A 19,335-nucleotide genomic window follows, 5' to 3' on the forward strand; every position below is an offset into this window, starting at 1 on the left:
TCATTCTCCTTGACTTGGACTTGGGTTATGAACGAGCGGAAGCTCTTCCGCTATACTTTCTTCTACTTCGAAAAGCACTTTCATATAAACTTTACCATTCTCTTTCTTCTCATGCAAAATTTTTTCGCTTATCACCTTCGTTCCTTTCCCATTTTTCGCTAAAATATCGTTTTTTGCCGCTGTAATCCCATATTGTTTAGCCTCTTCCTCACTCGGATTAAGCTCTCTATAATTCGTCTCCCTGTCTGTCTCCGTCATCCAGCCAATCGGCAGCTTGAATGACCTCCACATAAGCGGCTCAACATCCGTGATCGTCTCGTATTTACTGAACGGGGTTTTATCATAACCCCAATACTGAATCGCCCAGTCACCGATGACGATATATCTCCGCTCCTTGGACTCACCTGAATAGGTGACCTGCTTCTGAACGAGCGGGACTTCAATGTTATATTCGTGCCATACCAGTCCCTTCACATCGCCTTTTGCTACAACCAATTCACTGTTCTCCTCGTCACCCAGAATGCCGGAGATGAGAACCGCCCCTTTTTTAACACGTGTATTCTTCTGTACTACAGGCCTTCCCTGCTCAGCATAAATTTCTGTAATTACTGCATCTGCTTTGCTCACAATATGCCTCGGACTTAACAAGGGCTGCTTCTCAGGCTCGTCTGCCTCGACAACTTGAATGGTGAATTTAGTCCCTTCCCGGTCCACTCCGATCCATGCCGCAGCCGGCAGCTGCTTGATTAAATCTCTAGCCAGCTTGTCCTGCGTCGGAAGCCGAAAGGACCACTGAAACGGATACAGCCCCTCTTCTTTAGCTGCAGCCAGAATCTCTTCCTCCGTTATTTTCACATTCCCCTTCACCTCTACATCCCATACAAGCGAGGACATCGAGAACAAGATGGCAAAAAACAGAAAGGCTCCCGCAACAAACATCTTTCTTCTAAGTAATCGAGCCAGAAAAAAAGGAAAGCCGATACGCTTCTTCACACGAACACGGCAGCCTGTCCGCCGTAAAAGCGGGCGCAGCTTGAAAAAATCCCGAAGTAGAATATTCATGCTGGCGCTGCTCTCACCTATCGAACGAATCTCCCAAACCTGAAGACCCCTGACAGCCATCTGGTTAATCATCGCTTCAAGGTCTCCACCCAGGAGAACAATATGAACACTTCCTCTTAAGTTAGCTAGACTCGGTGTCTTCATTTCTCATCCCCCGTTCCCAGGTACTGTATATTCGTAATTCGCCCTTCCACTGCTACTTCTTCCGGGAGAATGGTGCGAATCATCAGATTATTCCCGCTGATCTCAAGCCGCCCGCTTGATAAATCCAGCACGAGCCGTTCTTCAGAGAAGTGAACCACACCGCGATGATTCTCTATGTATAGCTGATTACTTCCAATCAGGGTTAGCCTGGGCGTGTCAAAAAGAACATCCTGCGGCAAATCGAGTACTTCGCTGGTCCATTTGCGCAAATTGCGGCTGATTCGGGTCATTGGGCTGGTCTTCCCCCTTCCTGTACTCTAAACCATATGCAGCAAAATCCTGTTTTATGAAAGCATCGAAACACAAAAAAGCCGTCTTTTCTCATAAGAGAAAAAACGGCTTAATCTGCCTTATTTCCGATGCCTTGTAAAGGACTGCTTAGCACGCGGCGGCCCTAAGATCTCTGCCCATATGATTCCTTTACGAATCTCATCTGAGCTTAGAGGAGCTTCGTTCTTACCAGAATCTATTGCCGGCGCAGCCGCCTGCTTCCTGGAGGCACCTTGACGCTGAGCCTTATGCTCCAGCTTCAGCCTGGCACGCTCCATCCGCATCTTCTCGACTTCAAGCTCTCGCAGCTTCTGCTCCAGCACCTCATTCTGGGCTGCAGCATATGCAGGCTGAGGCTGCTTGGAATAAGGGGATGAATCATCCTCGTACTCATCTTCTTCATCTTCTTCCTCATACCTCGAGTCATACTGCTGTTGCTGCTGACGAGCGTCCTGTGCAGGATTGGAACGCGGAGCCCTTTGAGAAGGATGCTGTTCGTCGTTCGGCTTCTTGCTCTTTCCTATAAAGGATACCAGCGCGAAAATAGCACCCAGCACAAAAATGAAGTTATTCATCACCCATTCGATAAGGTTCATTTACATCCACCACCTTATTTATTAGGGTTTGACTCGTCGTTATCTCCCTGGCGATCCTCAGGTCTGGCAATGGAGCCGCGCATTTGAGTATCTGCTTCAATGTTGCGGTAGTTCATATAATCCATGACACCGATCTGGCCATTACGGAAAGCCTCAGCCATCGCAAGCGGTACTTGAGACTCGGATTCAACAACGCGCGCTCTCATCTCTACGACGCGAGCCTTCATCTCTTGCTCTTGAGCAACGGCCATAGCACGGCGCTCTTCTGCTTTTGCCTGAGCAATCCGCTTGTCAGCCTCAGCTTGCTCCGTTTGCAGATCCGCACCAATGTTATTCCCTACGCTGACATCGGCAATATCGATAGATAGGATCTCAAAAGCAGTTCCTGCATCAAGTCCTTTTTCCAGTACAGTACGAGAAATCAAATCTGGATGCTCAAGTACATCTTTGTGAGAGTCTGAGGAACCATTCGTACTTACGATCCCCTCGCCTACACGGGCGATGATTGTCTCTTCACCAGCACCACCGACGAGTCTGTCAATGTTCGCACGAACGGTAACACGTGCTTTAACCTTCACTTCGATCCCGTCTTTTGCTACGGCAGAAACGACCGGTGTCTCGATAACACGTGGATTAACGCTCATTTGAACCGCCTGCAGAACGTCACGTCCTGCAAGGTCAATCGCAGCAGCACGTTCGAATTCAAGCGGAATGTTCGCACGCTGAGCAGCAATAAGGGAGTTCACGACACGGTCAACGTTACCGCCGGCCAAGTAATGGCTCTCCAGCTGATTTATACTGAGTCCCAGACCTGCTTTGGTTGCCTTGATCATTGGATTCACGATCCGGCTTGGTGTTACCCGTCTAAGTCTCATGGCTACAAGTGTGATAATGCTGATACGTACACCGGATGCGAGAGCCGAAATCCAGAGCATAACCGGGAAGAAGCTGAAGAATACACTCAGAACGATGATCACGACAACCGCGATCAGAAGAATAGGTACGATACCTGAATCCATCATTGATTAAATTCCTCCACAAACTAATTATTTTTGTCTTATGATATTGCCTTCTGCATTGTGTATAAACGTGGCACATTCTTAATTATGGATTTATGCGTCTAACGACAATCCTTGTTCCTTCTACCTTATGAACCGTTATCTCTTCATTAGCTGGAATAAAGCTGCCTTCTGTGACCACATCGACATTCTCCCCATCAATAACAGCTGTACCGGAAGGACGAAGTGTAGTCAGACTTATTCCATTCTTGCCGATCAGATCTTCTCTAGTCCGAATAGAAGAGTAGCCTTGCTCTGCTGTCATGCTGTCTCTGAGAATAAATCGGTTCCATATCCCGCGTTCCTTGAATATAATCGCGACAATAATAACGACCGCTATTGCAGCCGCTGCTGCAATCCCAAGAGAGAACAAAGCCGTACCTGTATCGTACGCCGCTCGAACTACCCCTGCAATCAAACTTACCGATCCCAGTATCCCGAGTATGCCAAAGCTCGGAACAAACAATTCGGCAATAAGCAGCGCCAGCCCGATAATGAAGAGGAACCAAGTCTCAGAACCACCGATACCTGCGACATAACTGCCTCCGAAGTACAGTGCAAAGCTAATAACGCCTACAATACCTGGAACGCCGAATCCAGGAACAAACAATTCGATCAGTATACCCGCGATGCCGAGGAACAGCAGAATGGTAGATACCACCGGATGTGTGAGAAAAGTAGATATTTTCTCAAACGTAGTCGGCTCCATTACAAATAGGTTATCCGGCGAATATTCAAGCCATGCAGCAACCTCTGCAGGGGTCGAAGCAATTTTATCTGCATAACCTACCTTAAGCGCTTCATTCGCGGTCAGAGAAATAACCTGTCCTTGCTGCTTCGTCTTGTTAATCTCCGGCATTTCAACCACCATGTTAAGGTCTGTCATGCCTTGTGCGATTTCTCCGTTCCGATCGTTCTTCTCTGCAGCTGCCTGCATATTCGCCTTCCATGTAGCCACTGCTTTCGGATCATCGATATAGTTATTGCTGGCATCGACAAGGGCTGCTGCACCGATTGTGCTGCCAGGTGACATCGCGATATGATCCGCAGTTAACGCTATATAGCTGCCCGCCGATGCGGCATCACCATGTATAAAAGCCACCACCGGGATACTGCTGCTCTGAATCATATCACCAATTTCTTTCGTCGTCTGCACCAACCCGCCCGGTGTATTAATCTGCAATACAATAAGCCCTGCTTCCATTTCTCCAGCTTCCTTGAACCCACGTTCCATAAACTTGTGGAGCCCGCGTTCAATAGGCTGATCAACCGGTATCACATACACAGCGCCTGATTTCGCTGCCTGTGCGGATGGAGCCAAGAATAGAGCAGAAAACATAGCAAGCAATAAAACAGCCATCATCACAACAGAGAAATTCCACTTTTTCAGAGTGACTGCCAAATTTATAACCTCCCTCCTGTATAAGTCTATAATGTCACCATATGTCGTATATTACGCTTCATGCAAGCGTTACGTTTCAAAAAAGAAAAAACACTCCCTGGTACAGGGAGTGTTTACGGTTTATGTTATTGCAGAAATTGTTGAACTGCTTGGCTCACCAGCTTGCCATCCGCTTTGCCTTTAACCTTAGGCAAAAGGGCTGACATCACTTTACCCATCTCGGCTTTCGAAGAAGCACCGGTTTCCTGGATGGTCTGCTGTACAATGACTTTAATTTCTTCTTCGGTAAGCTGTGCGGGTAGATACTTGCTGATTATATCAATTTCTGCTTTGGCATTCTCCGCAAGTTCGGTGCGACCCGCTTTATCAAATTCTTGGAGGGCATCTTTGCGCTGTTTGATTTCACGACTGAGGATATCAAGCACTTCGTTGTCATCCAAAGTTCTTTTCAAATCTATTTCAAGATTCTTAATCGTCGAACGAACCAATCGAATGGTGGAGAGTGTGAACTTGTCCTGACTCTTCATCGCTTGCTTCATATCTTCGTTCAATCGTTCGCTAAGATTCATGTTGTTCTAATTCCTCCTAAAACTTTCTCTTACGAGCAGCCTCGGACTTTTTCTTGCGCTTTACGCTTGGCTTTTCATAATGCTTGCGTTTCTTCACCTCAGCCAAAACACCATCTTTAGCGATGGAACGTTTAAAGCGACGAAGTGCAGCATCAATTGTCTCGTTTTTGCGAACTTTAGTTTCAGACACCAGTTTTCCCTCCCTCCGACCAGACCGTCCAAGAGCATATAACACGGTTCATCAAACTTAATTATAGGTGAAAATTCGTTAGTGTGTCAACCTCTATAAGAATACCCGTTGAAAAAGTATGTTTTTAGGCTTAATGAAGCCATTTTCACACCGATTAAACAATGAATTCGAGATCATATTGACACACAATGTTGATCTGTATCTGTATATCTTGAATACATCAAATCAGAGTATGATCAAATCAAATCAATTCGAATCCACGTTAGATTTAGCTGTGTGATTTAGAAATACCTGTAAGTGCCCCGAGGCGTGCACCGCCAAGCACATGATAATGCAAGTGATGAACGGTCTGTTCACCATCCTTGCCGCAATTGTTGATCAGCCGATAGCCCGATTCAGCAATGCCCAGCTGTTTTGCCGCTTCTTGAGCTGCTTTATGTATCTCTCCGATCAGAGCAAAGTCTTCCCCTTCCACCTCATTCATTGAAGCGATATGCTTCTTCGGTATAACGAGCACATGTGTCGGAGCTGCAGGCTGGATGTCGTGGAACACAACTACCTGCTCATTCTCCAGCACTTTATTTGAAGGGATTGTTCCTTCAACGATTTTGCAAAACAAACAGTCCATCATAGTAACCTCCATCTATCATTTGAATTGGACAATCGAAAAGTCCGTTAACAACAGGGTCAAGTAACATTTGAATCCGTTAACCCGCGGGCTTGAACGTATACCCAGCTGAATTATAACGGACTTAATCCACCTGTCATCTAAGTTGAACGGGTCAATTCAATCTAGATATCGTCATTATGTATCCATATAGATTGAACTATATAAATTAGCAGTTAACACTCGATATGAGCCGAGCTTACGGCAAAGTGCAATGACGCATTAGTTCGTTCTATACTAATAGACAAGTTTATCATACAAGTTCGTGCCGCTCGTTTCAAGAATGGAGAGGAGCAGGAGTCCTCCCAAATTGGAATCCATCATCAATTCGTCTTACTAAAAGAAATACCCCCTGCATAAGCAGAGGGCTCTTCGTTTGTGTGCAAGCTGCATCAAATGATGAGAGCTTTAGTAATATGGCAGCAATGAAATAGCTGTCAGTGCGAATAGTGGAAGAACCAGTCGATTAAAGCGGCGGCGTCTGCCATAGCCATATCCACCGTATGGAAAAAATCCTCTGTAATCACCGCACGGGGAAGGCATACATCCACAATAAGGATTCATTCCGTGAGCGGGCGCTTGCTGATAAGTATCACAGGTCATCGGTACGGCCAAATATACATTTTCTTCGTCTACACTTTCCACGATACCATCATGTACAGATCCATCCTCCATCCACACCGACACATAACGATATAGATGATCGGAACACATTTTCTTCTTGTCTTGTTTCTCCATGAGACTAACACTCCTCCTTATAAACAATGGACTCTTACCCATAACATATTCAGGGCTGGGCGAATTGCCACTGTTTAAGGAGAAGAATGGAGATTTTATATCCATATTAATTCATGCTTAACCCATTGATGATCAGATTACAGCTGTTCAATAGCCACTTTGGAGCCGCTGCCGGCCTCTTCTGCCGGAATCACAATCAGTTTCCTGGCTAGTCTTGCCCGAAGCTCAGGGACGTGGCTGATAACGCCGACCGCAAGCTGATCATTATGAAGCTTCTCAAGAGAGGTAATCACCGTATCGAGCAGCTCGGAATCCAGCGTTCCAAATCCCTCATCGAGGAAAAAGAATTGGAGCGGATATTGTCCGCGAAGCTGAATCTGTGCTGACAGTGCAAGAGCTAAGGACAGAGAGGTCAGGAACGTCTCTCCTCCAGACAAGGTGGAGACCGGACGCTTCACACCGCCATTGGCATCATCCACAATGACGAAGCCGCCGCCTGAATCCACTTCAAGCGCATAACGCTGTTTGGTCAAATAGCGCAGCCTTGCGGACGCATCTCTGCTGACCTGTATAAGCTGTTCTTCGGCAACATATTCCACGAAAGTATTCCCCCGGAATACCGACTGCAGCTTGGAGAGCTGCTCACCGTACTGAGTCAGCTCAATACGTCCTTCTTCAAGCTCCATCCAGCGTGTATGACGACGTGTAATATCCTCAAGATCCCGCTCTGCCCTAGCTTTTACCCGCATCGCTTCTTCATCCTGTGCTTTGGCCACGCGAAGCTGCTCACTCATCGTCAGCCATTCTTCATCTGTCAGCATGGCACCCTGCAGCTTATGCTCAAGATCTTTCAGCCGTAAAGTCAACTCTCTCTCCCGTTCACGGAACTCCTGGACGGCAGCTTCTGTTTTTTGAACCGTCTCCGGTAACATGTAAGCTGATCTTACTTCCCTGTCCTCCGTAAATGGTGAACGGCCAAGCTCGGTATCGTACTTCTCCGATACAACTGCCAGCTGCTCCTGGACAGAATCTGCTGCCTGTCGGGACATGACCGCCTGCTTCATCGCCTCCTGCTTCTTAAGCTCTGCTGCGACGAGCGCAGCCTTGGCGGACTTGGCAGCCTCGCGGATGGCAGACAGCCTTGCGGACGCTGCCTCCAGAAGGGATTCTGCACGTTCCTCCTGCACTAAATGGCGGAGACGCGTTTCTCGTTCAGTGAGCAGCTCCTTCTTGCCCTGCCATTCGGCCTCAAGCTGCGCGCGCCGTTTGTCAATGGAGGACAGCTGCTGCTGGAGCTCGTTCATGGCAGATGCCTTCGCTTCAAGGAACGATACACTCTTATCCAGTCTGAGCTTGATCTCCTCTGCTGCAGCATCCCTCTCCTGAAGCAATTCATACCTCTCTATCGCTTCCTCTGGTGCGATGCCAGGCCATTCACGCGCCCAATCTGCGCGAATGGCCTTGTATTCGGCGGTGTGCAGCTCGATGCGTGCTGCTGTCTCCGCCTGCTGGCTGATGCAAGCGTCATATGCCGCTTGCGCCAGCCATTTGCGCTGCCGTGCCGAGGCAGCGCGCGTCTCCTGCTGCGCGGCTTCTGTGCGCAGCGCAGTCAGGGAGGCGGCGAAGTGATCTGCCGCCTCGCGGTAAGTGCGGGTGCGCGCAGCATAGCCGCGCACCACCGCCTCCGGCGCCGCAGCAGCGAGCTCCGCTGCGGCGATCTCTGCCGCAGGCGCGGCTTCCGCCTGCGGGGCAGGGACCGCGTCCATGTCCGCGGTCCCGGGGTCTTGCTGCGCGAGGAGTCCGCGCAGCTCATGCAGCTGCTGGCGCAGGCCGAGGCGGAGCTCGTAGAGCTCTGCCGAGATGGCGCGCAGCTGCGCGAGGTCCTCTTCACGAGCATCGCCCGGCTCGTGAACAAGCGCCTGCGGGTTCGGGTGATGGACCGAACCGCAGACCGAGCACGGCACGCCGTCTGTCAGCTCAGCTGCCAGACGGGCGGACAGATTTCTACGCTCATTCTCCTTCAGCTCATTTCGCAATCGTTCTTCAAGCTCACCGAGCTGTTCAAGATCTCGATCAAGCTGATGTCCGCTGAGAACAAGCGCATCCTGAGCCTCACGCAGCTGAATAGCCAGCTGTGCTTGCTCTTCAGCAAGCCTCACTTCCTCAGAAGCCGTCTGTTCCAGCTCTTCTTTTGCTGTGTTCAGCTTGAGATCGGCCTGCTGTCCCAGCAGACGTGATTCATTCAGCCTCTCGGCAGCCGTATCGAGCTTATGCTTCCCGGATACGGCCCCTAATACTTCCTTTCTTTCCTGTGCTTTCACTTCACAGGAGGCCAGACTTTCCTGCAGTTCCTTTCGTCTCTGCTGTCCGCGTGTATGAAGATCTTGTTCCTTGACAAATGCCTGACGGGTCTGTTCATATAACGCTTCCTCTGCATTTCTCTGCTGCTCAAGCTGTGCCAATAATTTCTTGGCCGCATCGGTTTCCCGCTCCAGCTCCCGTGCTTGTTCCAGCTGCTCCAGCCGAACCAGCAGCTTGGGCTCTTCTTCAGCCAAGCCCCTCGCTGCCTGCTCCTCTGCCTGCGAGCATTCCAAAGCTGCCTGCTCGCATTGGTCAAGCTGCACCTTGGCTGCCTCCGCCGCTGCTTGGCGTTTAATCGATTCGGTCTGTGTCTTCTCAAGCTCCTCCAGGATGGGAATAAGCACTGCGGCTTTGGAAGACAGATCAAGCTGTTTCTCCAGTTCTGTAATATGAGCCTCCTGCTGAGACAATCCATCGAGAAGCTGACGATATTTACTGCGCTCCAGCATTTGCTCTCTCACTTTGGCCATACCTTCAGCCGCTGTGGTTAGCTCTTCAAGCTGTTTCCGGGCATTCTCGGCAAGGAGTACAGATTCGCTGAGCCTGTGCTCCGCCTCTTCCAAAGCCTCCTTACTCGCAAGACCCAGTCCTTGCTGCTCCGCTTCCAGCGCTTTTCTTGCACTTTCGTTCTCTTTTACCTTGCGGCTCAGCTTGATCGCGAGCTGATCTCCATACTTCTCCAGATGAAACAGACGCTGCAGCATTTGCCTGCGCTCCGCTCCTTTTAGGGATAGAAATTCCGCAAACTTGCCTTGAGGGAGAACTACAGCCCGTGTGAAATCATCCATTTTCAGCCCAATCATCTCTTCTACCGCTCGATTGACCTCCGCAAGCTTGTCTGCCAGTACTTCCTCGCCTTCCTCCGTAACAGCAACAAAACGGCTCACGGTATTACTGATCGAAACATCACCCGTTCGTTTGAACCTTCGTTCTACACGGAAATGCTGTACACCCTTCTCTGACTGCAGTTCAAAGCTGAAGGAGACATATAGTGTGTCCTCCGCCTGATTCATAATCCCCTGTGTTCCGTTCACCGCTCGTTCCACTTTACCGTACATCGCAAGAGTGATCGCATCAAGAATGGTAGATTTACCGCTTCCCGTCGGACCGAATATGCCGAACAGCCCGGTTTCTGTCAATGTTCTAAAGTCAATTTCCTGTGCTTCACGGTAGCTCTGCAGACCAGACAGCTTCAATTTGACAGGTCTCATAACACAGCCCCCTCTTCACCTTCTGCTGATGACTCCTCCTCATTGACGAGTTCAAGGAATAGTCGAACGAGACTGTCATCAGGCACGGCTCCCCCGGTTTGCCGCTGGTAAAATCGGCGGAACACCTCATGCACAGGCAGCTCGGAACGAGCTGAACGCAGCTCCTCTGTCAGCATTTCCGGGTATACCGGACGGATGTGGATAATGCCCTCACGGGCCTTGCGAAGCTTCTGAATCTCTCCGAGAGACATCGCCTCACTCAGCGAAATCTCCAGATCAATATAAGCGTTCGCGTCTCTCTGCTCTTCCAGCCAATGATAAACTTGGGCGAGCCCTTCCTGCGCCTTCCAGCGAACAAGCGGCTTGCCGCTGCTTAGATATACCTCTCTTGCTGCAGGTATCCCTCCGGGCGCAATATCAACTATGACAACCGATTTAGTCTGTCCGGATTCCGAGAAGCTGTATGCGAGTGGAGATCCGCTGTAACGCATCATCCCCTCACCTTTGACCGCCTGCGGTCTATGCAGGTGTCCGAGCGCAGTATATTGTGCGCCTATGGCCAGGGCCGATGGATCCACCGTGTACGCTCCGCCTACCTGAATAGGTCTTTCTGAGTCCGATTCAAGACCGCCCAGGACATAGATATGACTCATCGCTAGATTAACAGTGTCCTTCCGAAAAGAACTGCCCAGATGCCGCATCAGCTCACCGACGCGTTCACTATATGCCTTACGCATCCCCTGTTCTTCAGCATCATCTGTTAGCAGCTCGTTTAGCCTGGACTCAGAAGGATATGGAAGTGCCGCGACCCTTGCGACCTCCCCCGTTCTCGCGGCATTAACCGTTATAATCTCTGGTGTTGGCATGCCTACCAGAGTAATGCCTCTATTGTTCACCAGAGGAGAGACCGAAGCGACACGCTCCGGCTGATCGTGGTTCCCCGCGATGACCACGAGAGGTCTTCCTCCTGACGTAAGACGGGCACAAGCATCATAGAACAGCTGCTCTGCTGCCGCAGGCGGATTGACGGAATCATACACATCGCCTGCCATTAGGATGACGTCTGCCTGTTCCTCATCCGCAAGAGTGACCAGCTCGTCCACAAATGCCTCCTGCTCCTTAAGCCTGCTTCTGCCTTCCAGCGTCTTACCGAAATGCCAATCCCCCGTATGCAATATCCGCATATTGTCTCTCTCCCTCCTTTACGCCGCATCTCTAGAGCTTCACTGCCGTATCCGCATCAAAGAAATAAAGCCATTTTTCATCAATTTCGTAATCCAAAATATCCTTTAACGCTCTTGCATAGAGATCAAGCTGGAATCGGTATCCATCCGCCAGCTGGGTAACACCGCCCCGATGCTCAAGCACTTTGTCTGTCTTATAGTCCAGCAGCACACGTTTGCCATCCACCTCATACAAGCAGTCCACAATACCACGGATCAGAACCGTCTCCTGACCCAGCTCACTCTGCAGCCTAGAAGCCTCCTCATGCGAGATAGGCATGAATAGACCTTCATCTGTCTCATCTGCCGGAAGTCCGTAGCTGAACGGCATCTCTCTTCTGATCCATGCCGCTCTCGTCAGCTGTAGTCCAGGCTCACTCTCGTAGAACCTTAATATTTGTTCAGGCTCAACGGCTTCTGCTTGATGGGGCAGCAAAATATTCATCTCAATCAATCTTCCGATGGTCTCCTTAATCAGATCAAGACTCATTTCTGCGATCATCGGCATGTGCTGCATAATCGTGTGATACACCGTACCTCTTTCGGTGGGTGTGAGCAAGGCCTCACTCATAAATTTCGGCCGCCGCAGATGGAGTGTTTCTCTGGACTCCGTGCGAGCACCGTAGAGCTCCAGCTCGTCCAGCCACTCCAATGAAGGGCGGTCCTGTGATGCCAGGAGTGCCTTCATCTCGGTAACAGAAGTACTGGCCGGAGTTTTCGCTGCTGCCATGTACGGATATGTCCAGGAGAGAGCATGATCAATCATCTGAGCTGTGTCTTCCTTCTCTTCCAGCTTGGACAACACAGGTCTGCGCTCCATAAGTGCGGCTGTGCGAAGTATCCGCTCCTCATCTATTCCTTCTTCATCAGGCAGCACTCCACCGGCTAAGCCTTGAACCGATTGGCTCGGCACGATGGAAACGATCCAATGCGCTGCATCCTCGCCGAATATCCGATGTGGCATATTCTCCATATTATCTATCCCAGCCATGTCCCGCAGCGGCTTCCCGTCCGGATGACGGAACAATGCCGGACCTACCCAGTCCAGATAGCTTCTTCCCGAAGCAAGAAGAGTTTCCGGCAGGAGCATCGTTGACAGGTCCTTGATCTGCGACCAGGCAAGTGCCCGGGCAGCTGCATCCTTGACTGTTCCGATCAGAATCATCTTTTCCTTAGGACGAGTAAGCGCAACGTACAACACCCGCATCTCTTCGGCCAGCAGCTCAGCATGTGCACGCCTCCGAATCGCCAGATTGGCGAGCGTTGGATAGCCGACCCGATTGTCTTCATCAATATATCTCGGACCAAAGCCAAGCTCCTTATGCATCATGAAAGGAGAATTCAGATCTTGCTGATTGAACATCTTGGACATCCCTGCTACAAAAACAATCGGAAACTCAAGGCCTTTGCTTCGATGGATCGTCATAATGCGCACTGCTTGCTCTGTATCCCCTGATCCACTGACTGTACCGAGATCACCGCCGTGGTCCTTCAGTCTGGCAATGAACGTAAGAAAACGGAATAAGCCCCGATTGGAAGTCGAGCTCTCGTACTGCTTGGCCCGGTCATATAGTGCCTGCAGATTGCGGCTGCGCTGCATTCCGCCCGGCAGACCTACGACCCAGTCCAGATAGCCCGTATCCTGATATATCCGCCAGATAAGCTCACTCAAGCTCCCATTACGTGCCTCATGCCTCCATTGCTCAAGCGATTCACTAAATTCCCGAAGCTTGTCTACTAGCGCAACTCCAGCTGCAGGTTTACGTCCACGAAGAGGACTATTCTCGGTGTCTTCCCCAGCGCTCGTTGTATCCTCCAGCGCAGCCGTTTGTTCATTTATGAATCGTTCGGGTGACGGTTCTTCAATAAATCCATCTGCACGATCTTCCTTACGATCTAAGGAAATATCTATCGCCTCTGTCGCTGCGCTAGCCTCTCTAAGAGCGAATTCCATTTCCAGCTGTGCTGCCTGTCGTTCACTGCTCTCGCTGATCTCCGTTATCGTATTGTCATTCGCCTGGGCTCCACCCGATTTCCCTGCGTCTGCAATGGTCTTCATCATCGCATCATAGAACGATATATTTTTGCCGGACAGACGAACCAGAGCAAGCTCCTCTTCATCCAGCCCTACAATTGGAGACCGAAGCACCGAAGCCAGCGGAATATCCTGCTGGGGATTATCCACAATTTGCAGAAGGGACAGCATAATCTCCACTTCCGTAGCTTCAAAAAAGCCCTTGCTCTGATCACCGGTAACCGGTATTCCTTCTCGTTTCAGCACCTCCATCATGAGTGGCGTCCATATTCTGGCTGATCGAAGCAAGATAACGATATCTCCATATTTCGCCGGTCTCATGAGTTTGGTATGCTTGTCATAGATTTGCGCTGCTTCTCCCGTATTGCCGACCATCTGGTGAATGCGGGCCGCTATATAGGACGCCTCCAGTTCCGCCGTTTCCATCTCCAGCTGTTCAACTTGCTCAGAGGATGCATCTGCTGTATCGCCTTCTATCGTTTCAGCGTCTTCGAGAGAGCCTGTTCCGGCACGATCAATGAGTACAAGCTCCGGTGTATATTCTTCTAACGATTCAGATGTCTCTGGGAACGAGGCACCAAAGGTCAGTGCGGCAGCGTCATCGTATTCAATCTCGGCCACACCGGCATTCATAACCTGCCTAAACAGCATATTGACTGCATTAACGACTTCCTTACGGCTTCTAAAATTGCGTGCCAGATCAATACGCAGACCTTCTCCGCCTCCGTCATGGTCATACCTTCTGTATTTGTCCAGGAATAAGCCGGGTTCTGCCAGACGGAAGCGGTATATGCTCTGCTTGACATCACCAACCATGAACCTATTCCCTGGATGCTCACGGGAGATGAGGCTCACAATATCCTCCTGAACCGTATTGGTATCCTGATATTCATCCAGAAGTACTTCGTCAAACTGCTGCCTGTATTCCATAGCTGCATCAGACGGATACGACTGTTCAGGAGTTGAATCGGCATGACGCAGGATCTGGAGCGCATAATGCTCCAAATCGCTGAAATCAACGACCCCTTTGGCTTGCTTCTCACGAGTAAATCGTTCTCCGAATAGGATGACGATCTCGGCAAGCTTCTTCATCAGTGGTGCAATCTTCGACAGCTCAATGAGAAACTGCTCCGGTGTTCTGCCGAACATGACTGACTTCAGCTCCGTCACGGTCTTCTTCACCGATTCTCTCAGATCCTTCGCTCTCTCCTGAAGCCCCGGGTCAGCCTGACCTTTACGTACCGATTTGAGCTTGCCAAAGGCCGCGCTGTTGAACACATCATACAGTTCGGACCATGATCCGCTCCGAACCTGATCAAGCAGCCGCTCGACCATCTCCAGATCCTCGGTAAAGGTCTCGGCATAAGCTGCCGGTCCCTCCGGCTCCTGTGCAATAGCAAGTGCCTGCTTGAGCTGATCTGATGCTCCGCCCAGAGCCAGCTCAGCATCTCTCATAATACTTGCTACCCACTCCGTCTTGCCCAGCTCTTCCAATGATTGAACCTCAAAAGCAGCTGCCATTTCGGAGAGCCAGTGTTCGGGCCATGAATGACTGCGGGCAAAATCATACAGCCTCTGGACGAGTCCATACATGGCGTCATCGCTGCGTTCTCCACTGAACCAATCGACGAGCCTTCGAAAATCGCTTCCTTCGCCTTCTTCTCCGTACTTTTCTTCAAACAGCTCCATCAGCAGCTCCTGACGCATAAGCTCCGCTTCGTATTCATTCAGAATTCGGAATGAGGGATCCAGAGGAATCAGCTGATAATATCTTCGAATGATTTCCATACAGAAGGAATGAAGCGTAGTAATTGGAGCCCTGCCAAGCAGAGTCAGCTGTCTGGCAAGATGCTCGCTGCCTGGGCTCTGCTCCTGCGCTGTTTCCAGTGCTTCACGAATCCTCTCCCGCATCTCCGAAGCTGCTGCCTTGGTAAAAGTCGCAATGAGCAGCCTGTCCACGCTGTACCCAGCTTCAGGATCTGATATTTTACGAATGATCCGCTCAACCAGCACAGCGGTCTTCCCTGAGCCCGCAGCCGCAGCCACGAGCATGTCTTCTCCGGAAGAAGCAATCGCCTTCCACTGGTCGTCGCTCCAGAAGCTTCCTTCCGGCTTAGGAATCATGCTCATATTCTTGTTCTCCTCCTTCCCTGTTAAATAAATCCCAAGCCTGCTTCTTGTCAGGTCTCTTGAGTAAATTGTATTCACTGCCTGGCATGCTCTCATCAAACTGGCATACCGATTTCAGCGGACAGAACGTACAGGCACTTTGCTGCTGCATGCGATAAGGAGATATCGATACATCTCCATTCGTTATTCGTGTTCCAATATCTTGAATCGTCCCGCGTACCGAGCTCAGCAGCATATCCCACTGCTCCTCTGTCGCCACTGACGAGCTGCTGTAGAATCCACCATCCGTTTTTACGGCTACCGGGAGGATTGAAGAGTATCCTTTCTCCAGAGAGGTATCCATCTTCCCGATCACTTCACGATCCGCGAGCAACAATCCCTTCATCTTAAATCGCTTGAGCAGCTCCTGTTCAGCTTGTTCGGTGCCCATGCCATTGGCAGATTGAAGGAGAGGATTATGCACATGGAAATAGAGCACGCCCGCAGGATGAGCCTCTGTTCCGATCCACTCCTCCGCGTAAGTCAGCAATACATCCAGATAAGTGAGCATCTGCAGCGATAGACCGTAAAACACCTCATGCAGCTTCAGATCGGTCTGGCTGGATTTATAATCAATGACCCGAAGTAAAATTTCTCCATCTTCTCCTTCGGCTACATCTACCCGGTCAATTCGGCCTACAATTTGCATCACAACGCCATTATCCAATGTGAATGTCAGCGGCGGCAGCGGCTTGTCCGGACCAAAATCAAGCTCAAGCGCCAGCGGCTCAAAGCTGCCCCTTCTGGACTGCTCACCCAGTATAATGGAAGCTCGGCTTACGATATTTTTGAGCTTGCGAAAAATATATCCATAACGCTGTGTACTCAGCAAAATTTCACCTTGCAGCTGAGGTGCTAATACATCCACGGTCTCCTCTGCATAGGAAATGCACTCTTCACGGCTGAGATTAGCCCAGCTTAAGTTCTGCTCCTTCAGCTTCATCGCCATTTTGCTGAGTGCCGCATGAAACAGCTGTCCGATATCTGGTGCCTTAAGACGATACACTTGTCTCTCCTTCAGCTTCAGACCGAACGAGACAAAATGAGAGAATGGACATAGGGCAAAGCGTTCCATACGGGATACACTGGTCTTGAGCTGTGTTCCATACAGCTTGAAGCTCGTCTCCTTCGAAAGCGTACGGGTACGGTTCTTATAGAATACAGATTCGAGCATTCGTTCAAGTCGAACCTGCATTGCTGGATGTGCGAGGTACCAGTTATATACCTCCCACCAGGACTCCTCGATGTTCTTTCCTCTTCGCCATTCCCGAAGCTCACCCATCAGATAGGACATTGTCAGATCGGGACGAAGCAGGAAGCCTGCTTGCTCCTTCCATTCGGGTGCTTGTCCCGGGCGGGAGAGCAGCGGACGCTCCTCCAGCCCAGGAAACATCCGCTTCAAATGACGAATCATTTCTGATGGGTGGAGAGACTTGCCGTCTTCATCTGTAAGAGGATAGCTGATCCATAGACTGTGGCTCGCCTGGGTAAACGCAGCATAGATTAAGAAGCGTTCATCCAGCATTTTGCGTGTCACGTCTGGACCTAGCTGCATGCCATACTCCGTAAGCACGGATCTTTCTGAAGCCGTTAGAACTCCTTCCTCCTGCTGAATTTGCGGCATGACACCGTCTGTTGCGCCAAGGATAAATACATGACGGACTTTACCTGTCCGAGACCGATCCAGACTTCCGACAAGCACTTGATCCAGTGCAGGAGGAATCAGTCCCAGCTTCAGCTCGGCAAGTCCAGTCTCTATGACTCCTGCAAACAGCTCGGCATCCAAATGCTCGGTGCCCATCATTTCCACGACTTGATCCAGCAAATCCAGAACCGCGGTCCAAATCCCCCGATGCTCGCGAGCCTGCTCAGGACTTCCTTCCTCAAGCGCCTTGCTGCTCAGTGCATCCAGTTTACGAGCGATATCTGCATCCTCCAGCAGCTTGAATAGGGCGATACATTGCTCCTTGGCCGTCTTCGCTTTTTTGAATCTTTTCTCAAAGGTAAACAATGGGGATACAACCGTCTCACGACATTTCTCCATTAAGTACAGGAACCGGCTGCGATTAAGCTCAGAACCAGCTGGCCCATCTTCTTCGAGGGACAAACTCGGTACTCCCTTCCACGGCTTGCCGTCTGTCCATCTATAGCCGGAAATTCCGGATGCCAGGACGTAGTTCTCCAGCATATCCATATCGTATCGACTAACGGACCCATCGAGAGGCAGCAGCAGATCCGTCTTCACCGCCCGGAATACGTCCTCATACTTCCATCGTCTATTGATGACATCCAGAGCGGACCTGATCAACTCGGCAAGCGGATGATGCAGCTCATCTCTGCGCTCGTCCAGGAAATAGGGAACATCGTAATCCTTGAACAAGGGTGCAACGATATGCCCATAATCGCCGAGATTGCGGACAAGGACTGCCATATCCCGGTAACGAACTCCTTCTTCTCTTGCCAATCGTCTGATTTCTCGCAGGACGCCTTCGACCTCAGCTCTTCTGTTCTCTGCCGCATAAACACGAATTCCTTCATGACCTGCATCCTTCATGCGGACGCGGCGAGCCTCGAAGCCTGCTTCCAGATGCGCAAGCGCCGGAGCCGCATAACGAGGTGATTGTGAGGGAGGTATATGAGTAGTAGCAAATTCCACTTCTGTATCTTCAGCGATTCCTTTCAACTTGACATAGGACATGCCTGCAGAGTAGAACAGGTTCATTTCATTCGGCATATTCATCGCATCATAAGGCTTGTCCAGAGTCAGCGATATGGTTACGGAGTTTGCATTCAGCAGTAATTGTCTGATGACGGAGAGCTCCTGCGGAGTAAAGCTGCGGAAGCCGTCAATCCAAACATCAGCCTGCTTCACATAATCCGAGGACGGGATTCGCTCTGCCAATTTGTCCAGTGTATCTTCTTCATCCATGTATAGTCGGGATACTTCTTCCTCGAAGTCCCGGTATACGGTTAAAATATCATGAATCTTGTGATGCAGAATCGCACCTGCGCCAGGCACCTCCATCACTCGCTCAAGCTCTTCCTTCAAAGATTGTTCCTGAGTTCCGTATCGCTTCATTTCCGCATACAGGGAACTTAATTGATGGGCAAATCCCATTTGTGTACCCGATGCAGAGAAGATTTTAAGCTCATCCTTGCGCTTTTGCATAATTTTGTAGAGCAGCATTTTCTTGCCTTCGGCCCGAATCGGAATAAGAGCCGAGCCTCCCGTTTCCTGCATTACTCTCAAGCTGAGCCTGCGAAAATCAAGCACTTGGGCCCGGACGGAGCCGTTCACGCCTTGAGAACGAATCATTTCGGATTCTGCCTGGAAGGAAGCCTGTTCCGGAACGATAAGAATTATAGGATTTCCTGCAGGGTTCTCACGCAGCTGAGCCGTAATTTGATTCATTATGGCCGTGCTTTTTCCACTGCCGGCTCGTCCAATCATCATATGAAGCGGCATTTATTGAATTCCTCCCTTTCTATTTCGAAACTACATCATCAGCATACTGACATGTATGTATTTGCAATCAACCTTTTTTTTGCACTCTATTACTAGTTAAAAAGCTTCACGATT

13 protein-coding genes are annotated in these 19,335 nt (G+C 50.1%); all 13 read right to left on the minus strand.

Translation table 11 applies throughout. The features are described 5' to 3' along the window. The 13 genes from yqfD to addB all read right to left on the minus strand — a co-directional run bounded on the left by yqfD (nucleotide 1) and on the right by addB (nucleotide 19,221). Nucleotides 1–1,206: a sporulation protein YqfD gene (gene yqfD / locus BK126_RS14615; protein ID WP_076313278.1), complete on the minus strand. Its 1,206-nt coding sequence runs from the start codon at nucleotides 1,204–1,206 to the stop codon at nucleotides 1–3. Next, entirely contained in the window at nucleotides 1,203–1,496 is a 294-nt protein-coding gene (gene yqfC, locus BK126_RS14620; protein ID WP_047910820.1) for a sporulation protein YqfC, read from the minus strand. The genes yqfD and yqfC overlap by 4 nt, the downstream gene beginning before the upstream one ends. 120 nt (nucleotides 1,497–1,616) lie before the next feature. Next, nucleotides 1,617–2,132 carry a hypothetical protein gene (locus tag BK126_RS14625; RefSeq protein WP_076313279.1) on the minus strand — a complete coding sequence of 172 codons (516 nt, stop codon included), beginning with the start codon at nucleotides 2,130–2,132 and terminating at the stop codon, nucleotides 1,617–1,619. A 14-nt stretch (nucleotides 2,133–2,146) separates the two neighbouring features. Then, a complete protein-coding gene (floA, locus tag BK126_RS14630) occupies nucleotides 2,147–3,154 on the minus strand; it encodes a flotillin-like protein FloA (RefSeq protein ID WP_076313280.1) in 1,008 nt (335 codons plus the stop codon). A gap of 82 nt (nucleotides 3,155–3,236) precedes the next feature. Then, the gene (locus BK126_RS14635; RefSeq protein WP_076313545.1) at nucleotides 3,237–4,553 is read right to left on the minus strand and encodes an NfeD family protein; all 1,317 of its coding nucleotides are present in this window, start codon (nucleotides 4,551–4,553) and stop codon (nucleotides 3,237–3,239) included. 164 nt (nucleotides 4,554–4,717) lie between these two features. Continuing rightward, nucleotides 4,718–5,161: a GatB/YqeY domain-containing protein gene (locus BK126_RS14640; protein WP_076313281.1), complete on the minus strand. Its 444-nt coding sequence runs from the start codon at nucleotides 5,159–5,161 to the stop codon at nucleotides 4,718–4,720. 16 nt (nucleotides 5,162–5,177) lie between these two features. After that, the gene (gene rpsU / locus BK126_RS14645; RefSeq protein WP_005547957.1) at nucleotides 5,178–5,351 is read right to left on the minus strand and encodes a 30S ribosomal protein S21; all 174 of its coding nucleotides are present in this window, start codon (nucleotides 5,349–5,351) and stop codon (nucleotides 5,178–5,180) included. A gap of 268 nt (nucleotides 5,352–5,619) precedes the next feature. Then, entirely contained in the window at nucleotides 5,620–5,979 is a 360-nt protein-coding gene (locus BK126_RS14650; protein ID WP_076313282.1) for a histidine triad nucleotide-binding protein, read from the minus strand. Between the two features lie 447 nt (nucleotides 5,980–6,426). Next, complete coding sequence (locus BK126_RS14655; RefSeq protein ID WP_076313283.1) at nucleotides 6,427–6,756, minus strand: hypothetical protein; 330 nt, start codon at nucleotides 6,754–6,756, stop codon at nucleotides 6,427–6,429. A 137-nt stretch (nucleotides 6,757–6,893) separates the two neighbouring features. Further along, nucleotides 6,894–10,328 carry an AAA family ATPase gene (locus BK126_RS14660; protein ID WP_076313284.1) on the minus strand — a complete coding sequence of 1,145 codons (3,435 nt, stop codon included), beginning with the start codon at nucleotides 10,326–10,328 and terminating at the stop codon, nucleotides 6,894–6,896. Next, the gene (locus BK126_RS14665) at nucleotides 10,325–11,512 is read right to left on the minus strand and encodes an exonuclease SbcCD subunit D (protein ID WP_076313285.1); all 1,188 of its coding nucleotides are present in this window, start codon (nucleotides 11,510–11,512) and stop codon (nucleotides 10,325–10,327) included. The genes BK126_RS14660 and BK126_RS14665 overlap by 4 nt, the downstream gene beginning before the upstream one ends. Nucleotides 11,513–11,543: 31 nt before the next feature. Next, nucleotides 11,544–15,716 carry a helicase-exonuclease AddAB subunit AddA gene (gene addA / locus BK126_RS14670; RefSeq protein WP_076313286.1) on the minus strand — a complete coding sequence of 1,391 codons (4,173 nt, stop codon included), beginning with the start codon at nucleotides 15,714–15,716 and terminating at the stop codon, nucleotides 11,544–11,546. After that, complete coding sequence (gene addB, locus BK126_RS14675; protein WP_076313287.1) at nucleotides 15,700–19,221, minus strand: helicase-exonuclease AddAB subunit AddB; 3,522 nt, start codon at nucleotides 19,219–19,221, stop codon at nucleotides 15,700–15,702. Before addB ends, addA begins: the two co-directional genes overlap by 17 nt. Between the last annotated feature and the right edge of the window lie 114 nt (nucleotides 19,222–19,335).

Source organism: Paenibacillus sp. FSL H7-0326 (genome assembly GCF_001955535.1).
GTDB classification, from domain to species: Bacteria; Bacillota; Bacilli; order Paenibacillales; family Paenibacillaceae; genus Paenibacillus; species Paenibacillus shunpengii.